The sequence below is a fragment of the Pseudomonas sp. AC242 genome (assembly GCF_979258655.1).
The window spans coordinates 6460624-6484270 of the sequence record NZ_OZ409873.1; the positions used below are offsets into that span (position 1 = coordinate 6460624).

General features: G+C 61.2%; 20 protein-coding genes and 1 pseudogene. 7 read left to right on the forward strand and 14 right to left on the reverse strand.

The genetic code is table 11. The features are described 5' to 3' along the window. Position 1: 1 nt before the first annotated feature. The 5 genes from ACZZ0A_RS29045 to cpaB are packed head-to-tail and all read right to left on the reverse strand — an operon-like array spanning position 2 to position 5536. Positions 2–886 carry a type II secretion system F family protein gene (locus ACZZ0A_RS29045; protein WP_007914640.1) on the reverse strand — a complete coding sequence of 295 codons (885 nt, stop codon included), beginning with the start codon at positions 884–886 and terminating at the stop codon, positions 2–4. An 18-nt stretch (positions 887–904) separates the two neighbouring features. Beyond that, the gene (locus ACZZ0A_RS29050) at positions 905–2173 is read right to left on the reverse strand and encodes a CpaF family protein (RefSeq protein WP_463544056.1); all 1269 of its coding nucleotides are present in this window, start codon (positions 2171–2173) and stop codon (positions 905–907) included. Further along, the gene (locus tag ACZZ0A_RS29055; RefSeq protein WP_095114394.1) at positions 2170–3360 is read right to left on the reverse strand and encodes an AAA family ATPase; all 1191 of its coding nucleotides are present in this window, start codon (positions 3358–3360) and stop codon (positions 2170–2172) included. The genes ACZZ0A_RS29050 and ACZZ0A_RS29055 overlap by 4 nt, the downstream gene beginning before the upstream one ends. Then, the gene (locus tag ACZZ0A_RS29060) at positions 3357–4574 is read right to left on the reverse strand and encodes a type II and III secretion system protein family protein (RefSeq protein ID WP_414893248.1); all 1218 of its coding nucleotides are present in this window, start codon (positions 4572–4574) and stop codon (positions 3357–3359) included. Before ACZZ0A_RS29060 ends, ACZZ0A_RS29055 begins: the two co-directional genes overlap by 4 nt. A gap of 20 nt (positions 4575–4594) precedes the next feature. Continuing rightward, the gene (cpaB, locus tag ACZZ0A_RS29065) at positions 4595–5536 is read right to left on the reverse strand and encodes a Flp pilus assembly protein CpaB (RefSeq protein WP_007914647.1); all 942 of its coding nucleotides are present in this window, start codon (positions 5534–5536) and stop codon (positions 4595–4597) included. Between the two features lie 331 nt (positions 5537–5867). Here cpaB and ACZZ0A_RS29070 point away from each other — a divergent pair, with 331 nt between their 5' ends. From ACZZ0A_RS29070 to ACZZ0A_RS29080, 3 genes are all read left to right on the forward strand, one after another. Further along, positions 5868–6077 (forward strand): Flp family type IVb pilin, encoded by a 210-nt coding sequence (locus ACZZ0A_RS29070; RefSeq protein ID WP_007914649.1) that lies wholly within the window; start codon positions 5868–5870, stop codon positions 6075–6077. An 18-nt stretch (positions 6078–6095) separates the two neighbouring features. Next, on the forward strand, positions 6096–6308 hold the full coding sequence (locus ACZZ0A_RS29075) for a Flp family type IVb pilin (protein ID WP_007914651.1): 213 nt from the start codon (positions 6096–6098) through the stop codon (positions 6306–6308). A gap of 71 nt (positions 6309–6379) precedes the next feature. Next, positions 6380–6790: a response regulator gene (locus ACZZ0A_RS29080; protein WP_463544057.1), complete on the forward strand. Its 411-nt coding sequence runs from the start codon at positions 6380–6382 to the stop codon at positions 6788–6790. Positions 6791–7426: 636 nt separating this feature from the next. On the opposite strand, the gene ACZZ0A_RS29085 is transcribed toward ACZZ0A_RS29080, so the two are convergent. The 4 genes from ACZZ0A_RS29085 to ACZZ0A_RS29100 form a co-directional block, all read right to left on the reverse strand. Then, positions 7427–9097 (reverse strand): ShlB/FhaC/HecB family hemolysin secretion/activation protein, encoded by a 1671-nt coding sequence (locus ACZZ0A_RS29085; protein WP_463544058.1) that lies wholly within the window; start codon positions 9095–9097, stop codon positions 7427–7429. 134 nt (positions 9098–9231) lie between these two features. After that, positions 9232–10857: a collagen-like triple helix repeat-containing protein gene (locus ACZZ0A_RS29090; protein WP_463544059.1), complete on the reverse strand. Its 1626-nt coding sequence runs from the start codon at positions 10855–10857 to the stop codon at positions 9232–9234. 299 nt (positions 10858–11156) lie between these two features. After that, complete coding sequence (locus ACZZ0A_RS29095) at positions 11157–12011, reverse strand: MaoC family dehydratase (RefSeq protein ID WP_463544060.1); 855 nt, start codon at positions 12009–12011, stop codon at positions 11157–11159. Between the two features lie 2 nt (positions 12012–12013). Then, the gene (locus ACZZ0A_RS29100) at positions 12014–13366 is read right to left on the reverse strand and encodes a 3-oxoacyl-ACP reductase (protein ID WP_463544061.1); all 1353 of its coding nucleotides are present in this window, start codon (positions 13364–13366) and stop codon (positions 12014–12016) included. 257 nt (positions 13367–13623) lie between these two features. Between ACZZ0A_RS29100 and ACZZ0A_RS29105 the strand changes: the two genes are divergently transcribed. Then, positions 13624–14901, forward strand: a complete 1278-nt coding sequence (locus ACZZ0A_RS29105; protein WP_463544062.1) for an acetyl-CoA C-acetyltransferase — start codon at positions 13624–13626, stop codon at positions 14899–14901. A 210-nt stretch (positions 14902–15111) separates the two neighbouring features. Here ACZZ0A_RS29105 and ACZZ0A_RS29110 read toward each other — a convergent pair whose 3' ends face one another. Together ACZZ0A_RS29110 and ACZZ0A_RS29115 are read right to left on the reverse strand one after the other, a co-directional pair. Further along, a complete protein-coding gene (locus ACZZ0A_RS29110; protein ID WP_371748302.1) occupies positions 15112–15879 on the reverse strand; it encodes a methyl-accepting chemotaxis protein in 768 nt (255 codons plus the stop codon). Positions 15880–15969: 90 nt separating this feature from the next. Then, positions 15970–17058 (reverse strand): annotated as a pseudogene (locus tag ACZZ0A_RS29115) (cache domain-containing protein); the annotation flags it as partial. Positions 17059–17505: 447 nt separating this feature from the next. On the opposite strand from ACZZ0A_RS29115, the gene ACZZ0A_RS29120 reads away from it, so the two are divergent. After that, a complete protein-coding gene (locus ACZZ0A_RS29120; protein ID WP_007914672.1) occupies positions 17506–18402 on the forward strand; it encodes a PA4780 family RIO1-like protein kinase in 897 nt (298 codons plus the stop codon). 334 nt (positions 18403–18736) lie between these two features. Continuing rightward, positions 18737–19945, forward strand: coding sequence for an MFS transporter (locus ACZZ0A_RS29125; RefSeq protein WP_414916624.1), 1209 nt, complete (start codon positions 18737–18739; stop codon positions 19943–19945). Here ACZZ0A_RS29125 and cueR read toward each other — a convergent pair. From cueR to ACZZ0A_RS29140, 3 genes are all read right to left on the reverse strand, one after another. After that, positions 19899–20312, reverse strand: a complete 414-nt coding sequence (gene cueR, locus ACZZ0A_RS29130; RefSeq protein WP_007914676.1) for a Cu(I)-responsive transcriptional regulator — start codon at positions 20310–20312, stop codon at positions 19899–19901. The two genes, ACZZ0A_RS29125 and cueR, sit on opposite strands and share 47 nt — an antisense overlap. Next, entirely contained in the window at positions 20309–22702 is a 2394-nt protein-coding gene (gene cueA / locus ACZZ0A_RS29135) for a copper resistance metal-translocating P1-type ATPase CueA (protein WP_463544063.1), read from the reverse strand. The genes cueR and cueA overlap by 4 nt, the downstream gene beginning before the upstream one ends. Positions 22703–22865: 163 nt before the next feature. Beyond that, positions 22866–23249 carry a hypothetical protein gene (locus ACZZ0A_RS29140; protein ID WP_007914681.1) on the reverse strand — a complete coding sequence of 128 codons (384 nt, stop codon included), beginning with the start codon at positions 23247–23249 and terminating at the stop codon, positions 22866–22868. Positions 23250–23396: 147 nt separating this feature from the next. Here ACZZ0A_RS29140 and ACZZ0A_RS29145 point away from each other — a divergent pair, with 147 nt between their 5' ends. Beyond that, positions 23397–23594, forward strand: a complete 198-nt coding sequence (locus ACZZ0A_RS29145) for a cation transporter (RefSeq protein WP_007914683.1) — start codon at positions 23397–23399, stop codon at positions 23592–23594. Positions 23595–23647 lie beyond the last annotated feature (53 nt).

Below are 23647 nucleotides of genomic sequence, written 5' to 3' on the forward strand. Positions count from 1 at the left end.
GTCAAACGCTCCGCAACATGCGCCACAGCGCCAGGCTTCCGAACACTTGCAACACGGCGGCGCTGATCAGCATGTGCTGCCCGCTCGCGTCGTTCCACATCCCGAGCATGTAGCCGGGGTTGGTCAGCATGAAGTAACTCACCAGCAGCAACGGCAACGAGCCGAGCACCCACGCGGTCATGCGTGTTTCGCCGGTAAGGGCGCGCAGTTGCCGCGCGCCCTGATCGCGTTCGCGGATCAGTTTGATCAGGTTCTCCAGCAGTTCGCTGGCATTGCCGCCGTAGCGATGATTGACCTTCAGTCCGAGGGCAAACATGCGCAGTTCGTCCTGTTCATAGAGTTCGGCAAAGTCGCTGACGGCATCCGGCAAGTTCACGCCTAATTGCACGTTGCGCTGGACCCGGCCCATGGCTTTTTTCAGCGGATCTTCACTGGCTTCGATGCCGCCCATGACCGCGTCACTCAGGGTGCGCCCGGACTTCAGGCTGCGCACGGTGTGATCAAGCAACTGTGGCAGTTGCTCGATCATGCGTTTGACCCGGCGCTGGTAGAGCACGGCGATGTACAGCCGTAACGCCAGGGGCGGAATGAAGATCATCAGCAGCAGGCCGATCCAGTCGGCGAGAAAATAACCCAGTGCCATCGCCAGCGCCCACAGACTCAGCCACAGGCCGAAACGCTCGGTCGGGCGGCCCAGCCCTGCGCGCAGAAACATCCGTTCCAAGCCAACCCACACCGGTTTTTCGGCAGCCAGTTGCGGTTGCCCGGCGGCCAGTCGATTGAGGACTTTTTCCGTTGCGGTCTTGCGCAGCCCCTGCAAAAACAGGCGAATCGACAGCCCCAGCAGCGTCAGGCAGATAACGATGAGAATGATCGGTCCCAGCATGCTCGGTGCTCCTTGCCGTCAGCCCAGATGCGTCTCGTGGCGTAGCTTGTCGCCGGCCGGATTGACCGCTTCGCGCAGGAAGCCGAAACCGCTGCGGCGGTCGAGGCGGAACAGGGTGTTGGTGACGTAGACGTCCTCGCGAATGCCGACCACTTCCACGACCTCGCTGACGCAGCGGCGCCCGTCAGGCATGCGCGTCAACTGGATGATCACGTCGAGGGCGGCGCAGATCATCTGGCGCAGGGTGCGTTCGGCGATGGAGCGGCCGGTCAGGCCGACCAGCGTTTCCAGACGCAGCAAGGCATCCTGGGCATTGTTGGCGTGTACGGTGCTCATCGAGCCGTCGTGACCGGTGTTCATCGCGGTGAGGACGTCGACCACTTCGACGCCACGAATCTCGCCGAGGATGATTCGGTCAGGGCGCATCCGCAGGGCGTTGCGAATCAGGTCGCTGGCCTTCACTTCACCGTGGCCTTCGGCATTCGGCGGACGGGTCTCCAGGCGCACCACGTGCGGGTGGCCGAGTTGCAATTCGGCGACGTCTTCGATGGTCACCAGACGTTCGTGCGGGTTGATCAACTGGCTGAGAATATTCAGCAGCGTGGTTTTGCCGGTGCCCGTGCCGCCACTGATCAGGATGTTGCAGCGCTTGCCGACGGCATTCTGGAAAAACTCGAAGATCGACAGGTCGATGGTTTGCATGGCCATCAGGTCGCTGCTCTTGAGCATGTCCTTGCGAAATTTACGGATCGACAGGCATGGTCCATCGAGGGCTATCGGCGGAATGATCGCGTTGACCCGACTGCCATCCGGCAGGCGCGCATCGACCATCGGCGAAGATTCGTCGAGGCGCCGACCGAGTGGCGCGAGGATGCGCTGCATCACGCGTTCGACGTGATGCGCATCGATAAACCGCAGGTCACTCTGGTGCAGCACACCGTCGCGTTCGATGAACACCCGGTGCGGGCCGTTGACCAGAATCTCGGTCACCGACTGATCGCGCAGCAACACTTCCAGCGGGCCGAAACCGGTTAACTCGTCGACGATCTCTTCGGCCAGGCGCTCCATTTCGTAGCGGGAAATCGCCAGGTGCAAACGCGCGATGTACTCGGCGACTTTGTCGGTGACGAACTGTGCGAGTTGCTGACGAGAACCTTCCAGCAGATTTTTGCCGGACTCTTCGAGGGCGTCGATGATGTAGCGATGCAGAACCAGTTTCAGGCCTTCGTGATCGCTGTTGCCGACGCCACTGCGGGGCGCCGCGCCGAAAAGTTTTTCTGCGCTCATGAGGTGCCTCGCAAGCGGTCGAACCAGGTCACTTTAGGCTTGGCCAGGCCCTCGGAACGTTTCGCTAACCTTTCACCGAGGGCGCGCAGGCTCTGGGTGAGTTTTTCCCGTGGGGCCAGTTCGAACAGACTGACGCCCTGGTTTTTCGCGTTCAGGCGCACTTCCGGGGTGAGGGCCAGCGTGGCGATCACTTCCAGGTTGAAGGTTTTGCCGAGGGTTTCCGAATTAGGCGCAACGTTGCTCAGGTAGCGGTCGATCAGCAGGCGTCCGTGGTCGAGCTTCATGCCTTTTTCCCGCCACAGATTGAGCACGGCGAGGTTGCGCCGGCAGTTGAGCACGTTCTGATCGGTGTACCAGAGCAACTTGTCGCAGTGGCTGACAAAGGTGCGCAAGGCTTCGCTGTCGGTCTGCCCGGTGAGGTTCACGACGATGTGCTGGAAGTGCTGGCGCAAGGCGCTGAGCAACATGTACAGCTCGGCGGCGCTGGTGTTTTCCAGCGGTTCATCGTTGCTGGCGTAGGCGAGAATGCGCAAGCCGGCCTCGGCGCTGGTGAAGGCACTGTCGATCAGCGTGGCGTCGAGCCTGCGCAGGTGGCGCAAGGCATCGCCGAAGTGAAACGAGCTCTCCAGCCCGAGCAGGGCGAGGCTGTCACCGCGCGGCAACCCGAGGTCGAGCAACAAGGTTTGCTGACCGCTCTTTTGCACCACCGAGGCCATGTGGTTGGCCAGCAGTGCGCCGTCGGAACTGCTCTGCACGCCATACATGACCGTGAGGCCACCCAACTGCGTGTTCGGTGCCACGGGCGGCAGGCGTTTGCTCAAGCGCCGCACCAGCCCGGCGACTTCACTGGAGCGCGAACCGTAGGCGACAAAATCCCGGGCGCCGGCGCGCATGGCATTGAGCACCAACTGATTGTCCATGCCGTCGCCAAGGGCCACGATTGCCAGCATCGGTTTGGCTTCCAGCGCGCCTTCGATCAATGCGCTCTGGGCGACCACGTGTTCGCGATCCAGGCCGACGAACACCAGGCTGGCAAAGGTCACGTCCACCAGTGCCAGCAATTCGTCGAGACTGCCGCCACCGGCGCTGACCACCTGACCGAGCGGCGCGAGCGCGCCTTGCAGCCACTCCAGATCGGTGCTGTTGCGGGTGATGGCGAGAAAGGTCTGGCTCAGATTCTGGCTCATTGGGATAACCCGCTGCGCTTGTCGAAGTTGCCGTTTTCAAGAAAAAACATGCGATAGAAATTCGGGTCGTAATTGCGCAGTTTTTCCCCGGGTAATGATGGCAGCTGGGCGTCGGCGGCCAATGGCTGCACCAGGTGCGGGGTGACGATCATCAGCAGTTCGCGCTCTTCGCGCTTGATCTGTGAGCCTTTGAAAAATGCACCGAGCACCGGGATGTCGCCGAGGCCGGGAAACTTGTTCACCTGCGAGCTGTTGGTGGTGCTGATCAAGCCGCTGATGACGAAGCTTTCGCCATCGCCCAGTGACACGCTGGTGTCGGTGCGGCGGATGGTCAGGGCGGGCACGGTGGTGCCGGCGATTTGTACGGCATTGCTGAAGTCCAGTTCGCTGACTTCCGGAGCGACCTTCAACGCGATGCGATCACGGCCGATGATGGTCGGCGTCAGAGTCAGGCGGATGCCGAATTCCTTGTATTCGATCGACACGCTGTCGCTGCCGGAACTGGGCACCGGAATCGGTATTTCACCGCCGGCCAGAAAGCTTGCGCTCTGACCGTTCAGCGCGACCAGACTCGGCCGTGCGAGGGTGTAGGCGAAGCCGCTGGTTTCCAGGGCATTGATGATCGCCATGGTCTTGCCGCCGATCCACGAGAAGTTGAACAGCGAGTTGTCCACCGGCAGACGTGGCTGCGGCACGCCATCAATGGGGGGCAGGGTGCCGGGCGAGCCGAACAGAAAGTTGCCGCGCGTGCCGATCAGCGAGGCGGTGGCTTCCTTGAGTTTGGTGCGGCTGACTTCGACGAAACGGATGTCGGTCTGCACTTGCGACGGCAGGCTCGGATCATCCGACGGCAGGCTGCTGCTCAACGCAGCGGTGGCGGCGCCCTGCACGAACACCATGCTCTGGCGCGGCTCGCTTGAGCACGACGTCCAGACCATCAGGCTGGTGGCGCCGGGCGCCACACCGGTGAGCAGAAAGGACGAGCTGCCGTTGGCGTGTACGTCGGCGATTTTCGGATCGCCAATCGCCAGACGGGTGATCGCTACCGGGGACTGCACGTCCTGTTGAAACCCTTCGCCGATTTCGATCACCGGCGGCATGCGCCCCAGTGCCGAACAGTTGCCGACCGCCGCGAACGCAGCGTCCATCGACAGACCCATCAGTAGCAGGGCGCGCAGCATGGTTTTGAATGTCGGCCTGAAACGACTCTGCATGCCCTTGGATCCTTGCGCAGTCATGGGTTTTGTTGGGTGATCTGATTGCCGCGAATGATTTCCACCGCCGGCCGTGCAGCGCCAGCGGAGCCGCCGCTGGAGGGCGCTTTCGGTGCCGCGCCCATGGCCAGTTGGGTGAACTGGAAGAGTTGTCGGTTAGCCGTGTCGACATGGGCCGCGGACTGATTTTCACCGGCCCAGTACTTGGCCAGGCGTTGTTCTTCACTGCTGCGTACGGCCAGGCGCAAGGTGCCGGCTTGTGTGGCGAGCATCAGGCGACTGAGCAGTTGTTCCGGCACTGCCAGCACTACGGTGCGCGCGGCGATGCGGCGTTGATCCTGTTTGAGTTTTTCATCGGCGCTCAGGGCCGGCGATGCCGGTTGGCCGTCGTTGGTCAGGCCGTACTGATCACCCACACCAAGCACGCGCATGGCCGGTAGAACGATCTGCGCCGATTGTTCGAGGTTGCTGGAATCCTGGCGCAGGTAGAGCAAGACATCGACGTAATCGCCGGGGATCAGTTGTCCAGCCGCGCCGATCACTTCGTCGACCGCCACGGTCAATGCGCGCTCATCGCGGTGAATCATGCGTGCCAGTGAGCCGCCGGCGCTGAAGCTTTCATCATTCAGCCAGGTGCCGGCGCTGAGGTGCCGCCAAGGTGTACGGCCGATGGCCTGATCGACATTGCTCAAGCTGCCGGCCGGGGCACTGCGCAGTTTTTCCACCGTGACATCGGCGGCCGTCAGTGCGGTGAACGGCGGCACATCGTGCAGCAACACCACTACCGGTTGGCGGGTCTGGTCTTCGGCGATCGCGACAGTTTTTTCAACGGTGACAGTTGGGGCGACGGGGGCGGCGGCGACGGGCGCTGGTTGACGACTGAGTACCAGTCCCCAGTAACCGACAAAAATGGCTCCCAATAACAGGATGGCTGCAAGGCCCATGGTGACGCGACTGTTCATGACGGCTCTCCCTTTCCTGCTGCACTACCCACCGCACTTGCTAACGAGAGAAGTTCCCAATCCGGCAGCTATGAACATGCAACTATTTCGCTATTTCCACGCTAGCTGATTCAAGCCAAAACGCCATTACTGACAGGAAAATAACTCACGAAAGTATGAGTCTTGGCCAATTAACAGCAGCAATCGGCAACTTCGCGATGTGATTAATCCTTTGTGATTAATCCGTTCTTACAGTTGTTGGGCGGGGGTTTGTTGACAATGCTCAAATGGCACGGTGGGTCTTGGCCACTGCAGCGTGACATTGGCGCCAAAGGCGCAAAGGAGTAGTCGTATGTGTCGGATGATCCTCGATTATTTGATGGCCAGAGTCCGTTTGCTGGTCAAAAACGAAGAAGCCGCGTCGGCGATCGAATATGCGATCGTGGTGGCGATGGTTGCGGTAGTCGTTGTGGCTTTTGTCACTCCGCTGGGTAACCGGGTGTTGGCTTACTTCAATAACATTCTGACCGGGCTGGGTGGCACAGCGGTAACCAGGCCCTGACTGGCGAGGAGAATTGCGATGCTCTTTGATTATTTGAAAGTGCGTGTCCGCGGCTTCTTTGCCAGTACTGAAGCAGCGTCGGCAATCGAGTATGCGATTGTCGTGGCGATGGTGGCGGTGGTGGTCATCGTGTTCGTCACCCCCGTTGGCGCCCGGGTACTGGTGATGTTCAACAATTTGCTGGTGGCACTGGGCGGCACTGCCGTGACGGCCCCTGCACCGCCGTCCTGAGCTGAACGAAGCTGATGCCTGGTTGATGCCGCGCTACACTCGGGTTCACTTTCAGTTTTCAGGGATTGCCCATGAATGCTCCTTCGCTGCCGCGCCAACAGTTGCTTCTGGTTGACGATGAAGAGGACGCGTTGCTGGAGCTGGCGGAGTTGCTGGAGGGTGAAGGGTTTATTTGCCATACGGCGACGTCGGTGAAGCTGGCGTTGCATCATCTGACTCGCCATCCCGATATCGCGCTGGTGATTACTGATCTGCGCATGCCGGAGGAGTCCGGGATGTCGTTGATCAAGCGGTTGCGTGAGCATACTTCTCGGCAGCATTTGCCGGTGATTGTGATGTCGGGGCATGCGGATATGGAAGACGTCAGTGATCTGTTGCGGTTGCAGGTGGTGGATCTTTTTCGCAAGCCGATTTATTACGTCAGGTTGTTGGAAACGCTGGATAATTTGTTTCCCAAGCCTTCGAGGAATGTGGCTGGGTGATTGGGGGGCCTATCCGTTGCTGCGGGTGTGGCTGATTAGGGTTCCGCCCTTACGGCGGGTCACTTTTTCCAGACGCCGAAAAAGTAACCAAAAAGGCTTGCTCCTACGTGCGGCCCGCTCGCTGGGGCTCGGGGTTCCTTCGCTCCGGGATCGATCCGGGGGCAGCGCCTACGGTTTGCTTCGCTGCACCTCCTCTCGCTGTGTTTGACTTCGCCAAACGGTCGCTACGCTCCCACCCTCGGATCAATCCCTCCACTCAGCCTTCCGACGTCGCCCGTGGATCAAGATCAAGAGCTGCAGCCGAGCTAACGCTCATCCTGTTGAGTGGTGAGGAGCGGTAGCGATGCGCGGTGTGCGCTGTTTTGCTTTGGCTTTTCTGTGGGGGCGAGTTTGCTGCGGACGGCGTTCCTACGAAAGCGGCCTGACAGCCGGCCAATTTTTAACTGAATGCACTCAATCCAATTGTAGGAGTGAGCCTGCTCGCGATGGCGGCCCGACAGCCGACCAATTTCTCTCTGGATGCACCCAGTTCAACTGTGGGAGCTAGCCTGCTAGCGAAGGCGGCCTGCAATCCGACCCATTTCTGCCGGTTGTACATTCCACCCGCCGCTGCCGAAGTCTCCTGGGTGTTTCGGCTCACAACTGGTAGCTGAAGCTAATGCTGTAGCGTGGCCGGCGATTGAAGGTGTCCAGCGCTTCATCCGACATTGCCTTCGCCGCTTCCAGCGCAATGTTGTAGTACTTGGCATCGCCAAACCGCAGCCCGATCGCGGCCGATGACAGATTGTTGGCCTTTACCGGCAGTTCGTTGAACCAGCTGCGCGAGCGGTCGAGCACCACGTACGGTTGCAGGATGCGCACCCAGTTGCCGTCGCGGTTGAAGCTGTAGTTGACCTCGTACGCTACGCCCCAGCCCTTGTCGCCGGACGCTTGATCGTCGGGATAACCGCGACCGAAATTCTGCCCGCCGAACACCGCGCGTTCGCTGTCGGGCAGGGTGTCGTCGCTCCAGTACAGCGCGGCCGACAGCACGCCTTGCCAGTTGTCGAGGAACTTGTTGCTCTGCACCCCGGACAGGCGTACGCGGAAGAAATCGAGCTCGATGTCGTCGTAGTTGGTATGCGCGCCCAGGCTGTCGAAACCCTGATACACGCCGCCACTGAGAATGCGCAGTTGCCGGGCATCGGCCTTGCGCCAGTCGCCTTCGAAGGCCAGAGCGCGTACGTCGGTGCGGAACTCGGTGCTGAACGGGAAGTTGATGCCGTTGTAGCGAGTCTTGTCGTCGACTGCGTACAGGCGCGAGCCGGCGGTCAGCAATTCGTTGGAGGCGGCAATCAGCGGCAGAGTGAAACCGATGGAGTAGCGGTCGTTTTCTCGATGGGTGCTGAGTCGACCACCGCCGTCGATGAGGACTTCGGTACTGGGATCGGCGCGGTAGCGTGATGCGGACAGCGCCAGTTGCGCGCCTTCGTCATTGAGGAACTGGTTGTAGTCGAGGCGGTAGTAATGTTCGTGATCGTCACCCGGCGGGAACAAACCGCTGAGGCTCAGTTGCTCGCCCATCGAGGTTTGCGAGTTGCTGCTGACACCGAGCAAAGCCTGGGTGCCGTTGCGGTTGTCTTCGGTGGTGCTCAGCGTACTGGTGAAGGGTTTGCGGCTGGCCTGGGCGACCAGGGTTGTCGCGCCGTCGGTGGTGCCCGGTGGTGGCACTTGGGCCTGAATCGTCACGCCGGGAATGCGCGTCATCAGCGTGGTGTAACGCTCGAAGGTCTTGCGGGTCAGCGGCCGTTCGGCCTGGATCTTCGCCGCCAGTTTGTCGAGCAGCGCTTTGACCCGGCCGACATCGCCCTGGATCTGGACATCCCGCACGTAGCCTTCCACCAGCACCACGCGCGCGACGCCATCGTTGAAGTTTTGCTGCGGCAAGAACGCATAGGACAGCAGGTAACCGTCCTGCTGATAGCGTCGAGTGATGTTGCGCGTGGCTTCGATCAGGTCGGCGAGCGTGGCTTGGTGGCCGATCAGGGGCTTATAGATTTCGGCGAGCTCGTTGAGCGGGTAGAGGGTTCCGCCTTCGATCTGCACGGTTTGCAGATTGATCTTGGTATCCATCAACAGCGGTTGCGCAGCGGCGGCACCGGCGTCCGGCACTTGCACGGGCGTGGCGCTCGGGCGATAAGCATCGGCCGGCAGGTTCGGCACAGGCAGGTTGCGGATGGTTTCGTTGCTGTTGAGAAAACTGGGCAGGGTGTCGGCGAGGGCGGCGGAACTGAGACTGAGGAACAGCAGGGATGCCATTACGCGCATAGGACACTCCATGGTCAGATCACAGCGCAGAGCTGTTTTTTTCCTAAGAAAAAAGCGGAAGACTCGTGGGAATCTTCCGCCCTCAACCAAGCGTAGGCGCTGTAGGTGAGGCCGTCGAATCGGCCAGGTGCAATTTAGCGTTTGTTGCCTCCCAAGGCGCCGGTCAGACCGCCGAGTACACCGCCCAGACCGCCACCGGTGGTACCCCCGCTGGTACCCCCGCTGGCACCGCCGTTGACCAGACCGCCGACGGCTGCGACGGTGCCGCCGACGTTGGTGACCAGACCACCGACCGCGGTGGTGACCGGGTTATTGGTCGCTGCAATGGTGCTGCCGATACTGCTGACCGCACCGCCAACCTGACCGGTAAGACCTGCAACAGGTGAGCCGATACCGGTCGCCGCGCCGACTTGTTGAGTCACGTTGGTAACAGCGCTGGTGACCGGGTTCAGGCCATTGCCCAAGGTGGCGCCGACCGTGGCCAGAGGTGAAGTTGTCGCGGTGATCGGGGTGCCCGATCCGCCCAGCACGGTGTTGAGCGAAGCCACGGTATTGCCCAGGCCGACAGCGGTAACACCACCTGCGCTGACGACGCCATTGGTATTTCCGGCATTCAAGCCTGCGCCAACGTTGACCACCGCACCGCCAACGGTTTGCAGCAAACCGGTGCCGCCGAGGCCACCGCCCAAGCCACCACCCACTCCACCGCCAGTACCCGCGCCGGTGCCGTTGGACACCAGACCGCCGGCCTTGCCCACCGCGGTGCCGGTATTGCTCAATGCGCCGCCGAGTGTGTTGGTCAAGGCATTGCCGTTACCCGCGTCGGTGACCTTGCCGCCCAGGGTGTTCACCGCGCCGCCGACTTGCGCAACCACGCCTTTGAGTGGATCGCCAAGACCTGTGGTCGCGCCGAGTTTGTCCGTGGTGCTTTCGACCATCGCAATCACCGGCACCAGACTACCGCCGAGTTTGTTGGTCAGTTGGCTGGTCGGGCCGCTGGTCAGTGTGGTGTCGAGGGTATTGCCGAGCATGGTGACTTTCTCGCCGACACCATCAAGCAACGGTGCGACTTTGGTCACCACACCGCCGACCACCGGCACGCTGCCGGTTGCCGTTGTCAGTTTGCCGCTGAGATCAGAGACGCCGTTGCCTACATCGGTGACCACGCCGCCGACCGAAGCGACGGTGGTGGTCAGGCCGTTAGGGTCGGTGGCCAGTTTACCGATGCCGTTGCTCACACCATTACCTAACGTAGTGACGACATTGCCAGCGGTGTTGGCCGCACTCTGGACCACGCCACCGACCACAGGAACGGTGCTCAGGGAATCGCCGATCTGGCCGACGCCATCGCCGACACCGGCCACGGTGGTGCCGACATCCTGCACCAGTGTGGTGGTGACCAACGGGGTGGTGGTTGGATTGGTCGGGTTGGTGGGATCGGTCGGATCTGTCGGGTTGGTTGGATTGGTCGGATCGGTGCCACCTGTGCCACCTGTACCACCGGTTCCGCCAGTACCACCCGTGCCACCGGTTCCGCCAGTCCCGGCAGTATCACCGGTGCCACCGGTTCCGCCGGTTCCGCCAGTGCCCGCAGTATCACCGGTGCCTCCCGTACCGCCAGTGCCAGCGGTACCGTCCGCCGCAGAGCTGCCGGAACTGCTTTTATGACCGCCACCACCGCTGCTGCACCCGGTGAGGCCAAGGGAGAGAATCAATGCCAGAGCGATTGCCGATTTGCACCATACGCCTTGAGTTTTCATGATCGTAATTCCTTGCACCTGTCACAACGTTCGTTGACTTCGATGGCTCGCCGATCTGTCGTCGGTGATGCCTTCGACCGTTGTGCTCAATCTCAGTCCAGGGGCGGGTTTCAGGCCATTCTCAAGTTGGTATTAACGCCTTTATATAGAGGGTGAAGTTCAGCGCCTAAGGACTAATACCCACGATATAGCCGCGCAAAAAAAGGCCTTGATAATCAAGGCCCGGGTTTTTTCGGCGAAGGGGGAAAGGCTGGGAAAAACTTAAGTGATATACACACAATTAACGGTGTTCCGAGTGCTCAGGCAATCGGTTGCCACTGCCCGACCATGTGCTCCAGGTCTTGTGCACCGATCAGCCGCAACTCTCCACTGGAACCCGCCGCGCTCGCCAGCAAGGTCACCTCACTGGGCAGGCGCACCGGTTTGCGAAAATGCACGGCGATTTCGAGGTTGGCCTTGGGCAAATGATCGCCCAGCGCCGCCAGGGTTCGAGCCTTGTTCCACAAACCATGGGCGATGGCTGTTGGGAAGCCAAACAGCTTGGCACTTGCCGCACTCAGGTGAATCGGGTTGTAGTCTCCGGACACTTTGGCGTATTGCCGACCGATATCGGCCGGGGCTTTCCAGCGCGCCACCTCCATCAGCGATTGCGACGGCTCCCAGGTCTGTTCGACCGGCTCGCCCTCAAGCTTGACGCCGCGACAGAGCATCTGGCTTTCCGCTTCCCACAATGGCCCGAGCTGATCATCCAGCGTGGTCAGCAGATCGAACGTCGCACCTTTGGGGTGCGGTTGCAGGTTGTGCACGCGAACGCTGACTTGCGCCAGACCGATCCCGCCCATCGGGCGCAACACGCGAATGCGGTTGCTCAAATGAATCAGCCCCAACAGGGGAAACGGAAACTCTTTGGCAGTGAGCAATTGCATCTGCAGGGCGAAGGCGAGGATGTGCGGATACGTCGGCGGCAGCAGACCGTCATCGACGAATCCACACACCTTGCGATAGGCCGCCAGACGTTTGCCATCGACATCGACCCAACAGCGCAAGCCGCCGTCAGGCAATTGCGTGCCGGTGATTTTCCGTCGTGTCGCCGCCCGTGCGTACAGCCCCGGCAGATTCGGTTCGCGATCCAGCGTATGCCATTCGATGCTCATGCCTAAGCCCCCAGAACACTTTGTCCACAAACCCGCAGCGCCTGCCCGGTGAATGCGCCGGTGCCTGGTTGCGCCAGCCACGCGACCGCTTCGGCGACATCCTGCGGCAAACCGCCCTGGCCCAGTGAACTCATACGCCGGCCAGCCTCGCGCAGGCCGAACGGAATGTGTGCAGTCATCTGCGTTTCGATAAAACCGGGGGCGACGGCGTTGATGCTGATACCGCGTTCCAGCAGCGTCGGCGCCCATGCCTGCGCCAGACCGATCAGCCCGGCCTTGCTCGCGGCGTAGTTGGTTTGCCCACGGTTGCCGGCGATGCCACTGATTGAGGCCAGCAGAATCACCCGCGCATTATCGTGCAGCGTGCCATTGTCGAGTAGCGCCTTGGTCAATATTTGCGGGGCATTGAGGTTGACTGCGAGCACCGCGTCCCAGAATTCCGGGGTCATATTGGCCAGGGTTTTGTCGCGGGTGATGCCGGCGTTGTGCACCAGAATGTCGAGGCCGTCAGGCAGTTGTTCGATCAATTGCGCGGCGGCGTCTTCGGCGCAGATATCGAGGGTAATCGCACGACCGCCGAGGCGCGCGGCGAGGGCTTCCAGATCCGTCTTGGCCGGGGGAACATCGAGCAGGATCACCTCGGCACCATCGCGGGCCAGGGTTTCGGCAATGGACGCACCGATGCCGCGTGCAGCACCGGTGACCAGCGCCTTGCGCCCGGCCAGTGGCCGCGTCCAGTCAGTCACCTGCGTCGCACACGCCGTCAGGCGAATCACCTGCCCGGACACGAACGCGCTTTTCGGCGAGAGGAAAAACCGCAGCGGACCTTCCAGTTGATCTTCAGCGCCTTCGCCGACGTAGATCAATTGCAGCGTGCCGCCGCTGCGCAGCTCCTTGGCCAGCGAACGGGAAAACCCTTCCAGTGCTCGTTGCGCACTCGCGGCAAACGGGTCAGTCAGGCTTTCCGGCGCACGACCGAGAATCACCAGGTGCGCGCTGTGCTCAAGGTTCTTCATCAACGGCTGAAAGAATTCGCGCAGCTGTTTGAGCTGGTCGGTGTGCAGCAGTTCGCTGGCGTCGAACACCACGGCTTTGAGTTTCGGGCCGTGGCCGGGAATCCATTCAGTCGCGGTCGTCGGTTGCTCGCCGTAGCGGTAGATACTCTCGGTCAAACGGTTGGCGAAAGCGCTGACGCGTTCGGCCAGCGGCCCGCCGCCGATCAGCAGCGCACCTTCCACCGGCCGCAGGCGCCCGGCCTGCCAGCGTTCCAGTCGCACCGGCGACGGCAGACCCAGCGCCCCGACCAGACGATGGCCGATGGACGAGTTGGCGAAGTCGATATAGCGGTCAGACATGGAACGCTCTCCAGAAGTTGGGGTTCAAAGTGTGGACTGTCGATGGCAATCAATCGTTCGATTCACGCAATAAGGCCTACGCTAGACACTGAGGTTTAGCAGGTCTTGCAGAGGAACGCGGTACTTGTGGGAGCGAGCCTGCTCGCGAAAGCGATATGTCAGCCACTGAAGATGCTGAATGTGCCGGCGTTTTCGCGAGCAGGCTCGCTCCCACAGGGGACTGCATCAAATTCGATCAATTTGAAAAGGAGTTATTCATGAGTCAGCTGCGCCGCGTCGCGATCATCGGCGGTAACCGTATCCCTTTTGCCCGCTCCAACGGGCCGTACGCCACCGCGAGTAATCAGGCGATGCTCACGGCCGCCCTCGAAGGCCTGATCGAACGCTACAACCTGCACGGTCAGCGCATCGGCGAAGTGGTGGCGGGCGCGGTGCTGAAATTGTCACGAGATATGAGCCTGACCCGCGAATGCGTGCTTGGCTCGCGCCTGTCCCCGGCCACGCCGGCCTACGACATTCAGCAAGCCTGCGGCACCGGTCTGGAAGCGGCGATCCTGGTGGCAAACAAGATCGCCCTCGGCCAGATCGAGAGCGGTATTGCTGGCGGCGTCGACACCACCTCGGACGCGCCGATCGGTGTCAGCGAAGGCCTGCGCAAAATTCTCCTGCAAGCCAATCGCGCCAAAACTACCGGCGACAAACTGAAAACCTTTCTGCAATTGCGACCGAAACATCTGATTCCGGATTTCCCACGCAACGGCGAGCCACGCACTGGCCTGTCGATGGGCGAGCACTGTGAATTGATGGCGCAGACCTGGCAGATCCCGCGTGAAGAGCAGGATCAACTGACCCTCGAAAGCCACCACAAACTCGCCGCGTCCTACAGCGAAGGCTGGCACAACGACCTGATGACGCCGTTCCTTGGTCTGACTCGCGATAACAATTTGCGCCCGGACCTGACCCTGGAAAAACTCTCGACGCTGAAACCGGCGTTCGAGAAAAGCGTTAAAGGCACGTTGACGGCGGGTAACTCCACGCCGCTCACAGATGGCGCGTCCGTGGTGCTGCTCGGCAGTGAGGAATGGGCGAAGGCGCGTGGCCTGCCGATCCTCGCTTATCTGCGCGATGGCGAAGCAGCGGCAGTGGATTTCGTCAACGGCGCCGAAGGGCTGCTGATGGCGCCGGTGTATGCGGTGCCGCGGTTGCTGGCGCGCAATGGTCTGACCCTGCAGGACTTCGACTACTACGAAATTCATGAAGCGTTTGCGGCTCAGGTGCTGTGCACGCTGAAGGCCTGGGAAGATCCGGAATATTGCAAAACCCGGCTGGGTCTTGATACGCCGCTGGGCTCGATCGATCGCAGCCGACTCAATGTGAAGGGCAGTTCGCTGGCGGCCGGGCATCCGTTTGCCGCGACCGGTGGGCGCATCGTCGCGAACCTGGCGAAGTTGCTGGACGCGGCGGGGAAGGGCCGGGGCCTGATCTCGATTTGCGCGGCGGGCGGGCAAGGCGTCACCGCCATCATCGAACGCTAACGCTTGAAGAGCCCCTCACCCTAGCCCTCCCGAAACGTCGGACCGCCCAGAGGGAGAGGGGACTGATTGGGGGATGCTTTAGAGTTACACCGACCTGATCTTGCTTTACCGAATCCATAATCGACGGGGTATTTCAGGTCGATGCATGCCGCCAGACACCTCGGTAAGCCCCCTCTCCCTCTGGGAGAGGGCTGGGGTCGCTGTTGAGGTTCAGGTACGAAACCGTCTGACCAACCCATCCAGCTCATTCGACAACCCCGCCAGACTCTGCGAATCCAGACGCGCCGAGTTGGCCAGTTCTGCCACCAACTGCGCATCCCCGTGAATCTGGCTGATGTGCCGGTTAATGTCCTCAGCCACCTGATGCTGTTCTTCAGCGGCGGTAGCGATTTGCGTGTTCATGTCACGAATCACGTCCACCGACTCGCGGATCTGCCCGAAACTCTCGCGCGCCTCGCCGATGCGTGTCACCGACTGCTGCGACACTTGCAGGCTGGCGTGCATCTGTTGCGTGACCTGGCTGGTGCGCTTGGCCAGATTGCCGAGCAGGCCATCAATCTCTGCCGTCGAATCCGCGGTGCGTTTGGCCAGTGCGCGCACTTCATCGGCGACCACGGCAAAACCGCGGCCCTGTTCACCGGCACGCGCCGCTTCGATGGCGGCGTTGAGCGCCAGCAGGTTGGTCTGTTCGGCGATGGAACGGATGGTGCCGAGGATCGACTGGATATCGTTGCTGTCGCGCTCCAGTTGCTGCATCGACTGCGCCGATTGCTCCAGCTCCTGGCTCAGTTGGTCGACGCTGTGCACCGCCGCATCAATCTGCTGCTGGCCTTGACGAGCCTGACGCTGGCCGCTGTCCGCCGAGTCCGCCGCCTGACTGCACGAGCGCGCGACTTCGTTGGCGGTGGCGACCATTTCGTGGAAGGCGGTCGAGACCATGTCGACGGCTTCACGCTGCCGCCCGGCCGCTTCGGCCATGTCGCTCGACACGCGGGTCGAGCTCTGCGAGGTCGCGAGGATTTTCCCGGCGGCGCCGCCGATGTGCTGAATCAGGCTGCGGATCGCGGTGAGGAACTGATTGAACCAGTTGGCCAGTTGCGCGGTTTCGTCGTTGCCCCGAATGTCGAGGTTTTTGGTCAGGTCGCCTTCGCCCTGCGCGATGCCTTCCAGACCGCTGGCGACGCTGCGGATCGGACGCACGATCAGGCTGGCGAAACTGGCGCCGACCACGGCGAACAGCACGGCCAGCACGGCAGCGATGATCGCGATCAGCCAGGTCAGTTGCGTGGCCGAGCTCATCACATCGCTCTGCTTGATCAGGCCAACGAAGGTCCAGCCCAATTGCTCCGACGGCCAGACGTTGGCCATGTAGCGCTCGCCATTAAGCTCGACTTCCACCAGGCCTTTGCCGGCCTTGGCCAGTTGCGCATAGCCTTCGCCGAGGCTGTCCAGCGGCTTGAAATTGTGTTCCGGCTGTTTCGGGTCGACCAGCACCGTGCCGCTGTTTTCCAGGAGCATCAGGTAGCCGGTTTCGCCCAGCTTGATCTGTTTGACGATCTCGGTGAGCTGCTTGAGCGTCACGTCGATGCTGACCACGCCGCCGTTGCTGCCGAGTTTGTTGTCGATGGTGCGCACGGTGCTGACGTAGGTCGCATCGTCCTGCGCCCAGTAATAAGCGGCGGTACGCAACGGCTTGCCCGGTTTGGCCTGGGCAGCCTTGTACCACGGCCGCTGACGCGGGTCGTAGTTGTTGAGCTTGGGATCGTCCGGCCACGACACGTAACCACCGGCAGCGGTACCGACGATGGCGTAGGCGTAAGCCGGGTGAGCGTTGCCCAGGTCCTGGAGGAACGCGAAGACCTTTTTGTCCATCTCGCCCTGCGGGATGGATTCGGCGTTGGCGCCCATGTAGGTCTTGAGGCTGTCGTCGGTGTTTTTGATCAGCGGTTGCGACGCCAGGTAATCGACGTTCTGGCTGATGCCATCAAAAAACAGCTGCATGGCATTGCTGACCTGACGGATCTCGCGACCGCTGCTGTCGACAAAGCTGTCCCGGGCATCGCTGCGCAGGTTCATCACCACCACCGTTGCGACCAGCACCACCGGCAAGCAGGCGATGATTGCAAACGCCCACGTCAATTTCTGTTTGATGTTCATCCGCGCTCCAGATTTTCTTGTAGGCCCACGCAGTGCAGATGACTTGTGGTTTATTGGCAGCCGAAAACGTTATGGATCACCCGTTGCCCTGAGTGCGGCATCGCTGATTATTGTGGAACGATTGTCGGACAAATCCCTCTGTCATTGAGGACTTCGGCTGCGAAACAGGGAAATTGAGGCGACTTTGCAAAAATCTTCCGAAGGGGCATCAGCCAAATGTCAGATTCTGTCGCAAATGCCCTTGAAGACATGTACCAACAAGTACAACAGGCTCGGCTATGATTCTCGACGGTCGATGCGCGAACGCAGAGTTGGCCCTGTTTAATCCGGCACAGTGTGTGCATTCTCAACGTTCACAGGTCGGCAACCCCTCCCCGTGATGCGAGGATTGCCGTATAACGAGTGACATTCGCGTGTTTGGTAATAAAGGACCCACAATAAAAGCTGATGAAGACTCCAAAACGCATTGAACCCCTGATCGAGGACGGTCTGGTCGACGAAGTGCTGCGCCCACTGATGAGTGGTAAAGAAGCAGCTGTTTATGTGGTGCGCTGCGGCAATCAGTTACGTTGCGCAAAGGTCTACAAGGAGGCGAACAAACGCAGTTTCCGCCAGGCGGCCGAGTATCAGGAAGGCCGCAAGGTTCGTAATAGCCGACAGGCTCGGGCGATGGCCAAGGGCTCCAAGTTCGGTCGCAAAGAGACTGAAGATGCCTGGCAGAACGCCGAAGTGGCGGCGCTGTTTCGTCTGGCCGGTGCCGGCGTGCGGGTGCCAAAGCCGTATGACTTCCTCGACGGCGTGCTGTTGATGGAGTTGGTGGCCGACGAATTCGGCGATGCCGCGCCGCGTCTGAACGACGTGGTGCTGGAGCCGGATCAGGCGCGCGAGTATCACGCGTTCCTGATCTCGCAGATCGTGCTGATGTTGTGTACCGGTCTGGTGCACGGTGACCTCTCGGAGTTCAACGTGCTGCTGACGCCGACCGGTCCGGTCATCATCGACCTGCCGCAAGCCGTCGACGCTGCCGGCAACAACCATGCGTTCAGCATGCTGGAGCGCGATGTCGGCAACATGGCTTCGTACTTCGGTCGCTTTGCGCCGGAATTGAAACTGACCAAGTACGCCAAGGAAATGTGGGCGTTGTACGAAGCCGGCACCTTGCACCCGAACAGTGTGCTGACCGGTGAGTTCGATGATCCGGAAGACCTGGCCGATGTGGGCGGGGTATTGCGCGAGATCGAAGCGGCGCGCCTCGACGAGGAACGCAAGCAGGCCATCCGCGCAGCGGACGACGAGCCGAAAGGCAAGTCCGACGAACCACCGCCGCCACCGTGGATGCAGTGATCGCTTGATGAGAAACCCGGCTTCGGCCGGGTTTTTTGTTTGAATCAGAATCCCTAGAAGCCCCTCACCCCAACCCTCTCCCAGAGGGAGAGGGGGCCGACCGAGGTGTCTTGCGTCATACATCGACCTGAAACACCGGGTCGATTACGGATTGGACGAGGTCAGCATTTGGACCTGTTTGGATTCGGTAAAGAAATTTCAGGTCGGCGTATCTCCACAGCATCCCCCAATCAGTCCCCTCTCCCCCTGGGAGAGGGTTAGGGTGAGGGCCCTTTCGGATCAACGCAATTTCGCGTCTACTGTCCACCGCTCCAGCCACACTCAAGGACTGAATGTGACCACCCCGCGCAACACCCACCTGATCGTCACCGCCCGACTGATCTCCGATTTCGGCGCCTTCCTCAACATGGTCGCGCTGGCCACCTACGTCTACCTGCTGAGCAACAGCGCCATGAGCGTCGGGATTTTCCTCGCCAGCCGCGTGGGTGGGGGGATCTTTGCCAGTTTGATCGGCACTGCGTTTTACCGGCGCTGCAGCGGACGCGCGCCACTGATCGCGTTCGATCTGCTGCGCGCCAGTGTGCTGGGTCTGTTATTGATTGTGCCTGTCAGCCAGCAAGCCATGCTGTTGCCGGTGATTGCCTTCGGTCTGGGACTGGGCAACTCGATGTTCGCCATCGGCCTCAACAGCCAGTTGCCGCGTCTGATCCCCGCTGATCAACTGCTCAAGGCCAACGCCTGGATCACCTCGGCCTCCTCTGCCGCGATGGTCGGTGGCAGTCTGGTATCGGGTTTGCTGGTGGCGGGTTTTGGTTTTGAAACGGTGTTCGCATTGAATGCACTGACCTATTTGCTGGCAGCATTGTTGATCGTGCCGCTGCGTTTCGAACCTGCAACAGCCAACGAGGAAACCGAACGCAGCGAATGGTCAGCCCTCAAACAGGGCTTGCGTGCTGCGCCGGTGGTTGCTGCGATGCTTGCGGTGACCATGGCCGACACCCTGGGCAGCGCCGCGCACAACGTTGGCTTTCCGATCATTTCCAAACTGCTCACGCCAGAGTCGGCGAGTACCACGCTGGGGCTGATGCTGGCGGTGTGGGCCAGCGGCAAACTGCTGGGTGCGCGAATCGCCAGTCGTCTGAAGGGTTCGGACAACATTGACCTCGAGCGACGGTTTTTCTTCGGCGTGGCGCTGATGTCCTGCGGCTTTATCCTGATGTTCCAGCAACACAGCCTCTACGGCCTGCTGCTGTTTTCATTGCCGGCGGGACTGGGTGACGGCTTTTCCGAAGTCGGGCTGATGTCGCGTCTGCAACGCGAACCCGAGCAGTTACGCCTGCCGATTTTCAGCGTGCTGACTTTGCTGCAGATGACCGGGTTCGGCATCGGCATGCTCATCGCCGCGCCGTTCTACGCGTGGTGGACGCCGGGTGCCGTGGTCATGCTGTTCCACGGCATTCCCCTCGGCACATTGCTCACGGTGAAGCTGTTGGCGCTCAAGCGCGGGCGGGTTGCGCGCAGCAGCCCGACGCCAGCTCCTTGAGAATCGGGCAGTCGGGACGGTGGTCGCCGTTGCAGTGCTCGACGAGGTCTTGCAGGGTGTCACGCAACTCGCCAAGTTCGCGAATCTTCTGATTCAACTCGTCGATGTGCTGGCGCGCCAACGCCTTTACATCGGCGCTGGCGCGTTGGCGATCCTGCCACAGGGTCAGCAGTTTGCCGACTTCTTCCAGGGAAAAGCCCAAGTCCCGCGAGCGCTTGATGAATGCCAGCGTGTGCAGGTCATCGTCACCGTAGAGCCGATAACCGCTGTCGGTGCGATGCGCCGCTTTGAGCAGGCCGATCGACTCGTAATAGCGGATCATTTTTGCGCTGAGGCCACTGTGTTTGGCCGCTTGACCGATGTTCATCGGTGCTCCTCCAGGTCCTTGGGTTTCCAAGTTTTCAACAGTAGCGCATTGCTCACCACGCTGACGCTCGACAGCGCCATCGCTGCACCGGCCAGCACTGGATTGAGGAAGCCGAACGCCGCCAGCGGAATACCGATCAGGTTGTAGACGAAGGCCCAGAACAGGTTCTGGCGGATCTTCGCATAGGTCTTGCGGCTGATCTCCAGCGCCGCTGGCACCAAGCGTGGATCGCCGCGCATCAGGGTGATGCCCGCCGCGTGCATGGCCACGTCGGTGCCGCCGCCCATGGCGATACCAATGTCGGCAGCGGCGAGGGCCGGCGCGTCGTTGATGCCGTCACCGACCATGGCGACCACGCCGGTTTTTTTCAGCTCAGTGACGGTGGCGGCTTTGTCCGCTGGCAGCACTTCAGCGTGGACATTGCTGATGCCCAGGGCCTCGGCGACGACGCGTGCACTGCCACGGTTGTCGCCGGTCAGCAGGTGGCAGTGGATATTTCGCGCGGCCAGTTGTTGTACGGCTTCCAGTGCACCGGGTTTCAAAGTGTCACCGAAGGCGAACAAGCCGAGTACTTGCGGTTCAGGACTTTGTTCGATTAACCACGACAGGGTGCGGCCCTCGGCCTCCCATGCCTGGGCAGATTCGCTCAGGTTGCCCGCGCTCAAATCACTTTCTTCGAGCATCCGCCGATTGCCCAGCGCCAGGCGCCGGCCGTCGAGATTGCCGGCGATGCCGCGACCGGTCAGCGACTGGCTGTCGCTGACCTCGGGCACCGTCAGGCCGCGCTCGGCGGCTGCATCCAGCACTGCTTTGGCCAGTGGGTGTTCGCTGCCGCGTTGCAGAGCGCCGGCCAGTGTCAGCAGGTTGTTTTCGTCACCGTCGATGGCGCTGAAGTGGGCGATACGCGGTGTGCCGGAGGTCAGCGTACCGGTTTTGTCGAAGACCACGCTGCTGACTTCATGGGCGCGCTCCAGCGCTTCGGCATCCTTGATCAGAATGCCGTGACGCGCTGCTACGCCAGTGCCGGCCATGATCGCCGTCGGCGTGGCAAGACCCAGTGCACATGGGCAAGCGATGACCAGCACCGCGACAGCATTGATCAGTGCCGTTTCCATTGGCGCACCGTAGAGCCACCAGCCGATCAGCGTAGCGAGGGCAATCAGCAACACCGTCGGCACGAAGATCTGGCTGACTTTATCCACCAGTTTCTGAATCGGTGCCTTGGCCGCTTGGGCGTCTTCCACCAGACGAATGATCCGCGCCAGTACGGTTTCCGCGCCGAGTGCCTGAGTGCGCACCAGCAAGCGACCTTCACCGTTGATCGCGCCACCGGTGACTTTGTCGCCCGGTTGTTTCGGTACCGGCAGGCTTTCGCCACTGATCAGTGCTTCATCAGCGTGGCTCTGGCCTTCGATGACTTCGCCGTCGACCGGGAAACGCTCGCCGGGTTTGACCAGCACCAGATCGCCCAGGCGCAGGGCGCTGATAGCGACGTCCTGCTCGCGGCCTTCGATCACTTGAATCGCCCGCTCCGGACGCAACGCTTCGAGGGCGCGGATGGCGCTGGCAGTCTGGCGTTTGGCGCGGCTCTCGAGATATTTACCGAGCAGCACCAAGGCAATGACCACCGCCGATGCTTCGAAATACAGGTGCGGCATGCGCCCGGCAGCGGTGGCCCATTCATAAAGACTCAGACCGTAGCCGGCGCTGGTGCCGAGGGCGACCAGCAAGTCCATGTTGCCAGCACCAGCGCGAACGGCTTTCCACGCGGCGACGTAAAAGCGCGCACCAAAAATGAACTGCACCGGCGTGGCGAGGGCGAATTGCGCCCAAGCCGGGAGCATCCAGTGAATGCCGAACGGTTGCAGCAACATCGGCGCCACCAGCGGCAGGGCGAGGGCGATCGCGCAGATCAGCGCCCAGCGTTCATGTTTCAGCCGCTGCTGTTGGATATCGGTTTGCGGGTGTTCGGCTTGCCAGACGCTGGCCGAGTAGCCGGCCTTGCTCACCGCGTCGAGCAGACTTTGCGGATCGACTTGGCCAAGTAGTTCGAGGTGCGCACGTTCGTTGGCCAGGTTGACGCTGACGCCTTTCACCCCAGGGACTTTGTTCAGCGCACGCTCGACGCGACCGACGCAGGAGGCGCAGGTCATGCCTTCGATGTTCAGTTCCAGGGTTTGCTGCGGGACGCTGTAACCGGCGCGTTCAACCGCCTCCATCAAGGCCGGCAGGCTGTCGCCGGGTGCCTGCACGCGGGCCTGCTCGGTGGCGAGGTTGACGCTGACGGCACTGGCGCCGCTGACTTTACTCAATGCCCGCTCGACACGCCCGGCGCAACTGGCGCAGGTCATGCCGGCAATCGGCAGATCGAAAGTGATGGAATCGGACATCGGTCGTACTCCCTGTAGTAGATGCCTACAAGGATCAACCTTGCCATGCGGGCAAGGTCAAGCGCCAATCTCAAATGCAAAAGATCGCAGCCTTCGGCAGCTCCTACATTGGAATGCAATCCCTGTAGGAGCTGCCGACGGCTGCGATCTTTTGGCTAGCGACTCAGTATTCGAGAGCCGCAGGCTTCAAGTAGACGCCTTCGGAATTCATCGCCAACCGATACTTCAGCACATCACCGGCATGCAATTTGATCTCCTGCGACCCCGGCGCGAGCATCCCCGGATTGCAACCGGCGACTTGTCCCGGCAGCAACTTCAAGCGCAGCGAAACAGTGCCAGGCGGCAGGTTGAAGGAAATGCTTTGCTCCTGCAGCAACCGCGCCGAGAGCTGATCCTGGATGTACACGCCGATCTCACACGAGGTCGACACTTCCAGACGCTCGCGGGAAATGATCAGCACCGCATAGTCCTCGCCGGCGGCTTGCACCTGAGGGACGGCGGCAAAAAGGCCGAGAAAGCCAAACAGGCTGAAAGCTGACCAGCGCATGGCTGAATCTCCTGAATCGAGTCATTGATGTACGCAGCTTGGCCGAGCGCGGCGCCGATTGCCAGCCCGGCAGTTTATTGAAGAACTTGACCTTGCCATCGTGGCAAGCTCGAAAGTGGCGGCAACCTCACTCAAAGGAGTCATTCCATGCAAGTGTTCAACGTTCAAGGCATGTCCTGCGGTCACTGCGTCAAAGCCATCACCAACGCCGTGCAGGCCAAGGATCCGGCCGCCAGCGTGCGGGTCGATTTGGCGGCGAAAGAGGTCGGCGTCGAAAGCGCCATGAGTGCTGATCAGGTCATCGAAGCGATTCGCGAAGAGGGATATGAGGTGAAGCTCGTCTGAAATTGATCGTTAGCGAGCTATCGGAATGTTCAAGGCGTCCGGGCGCGGCTAGA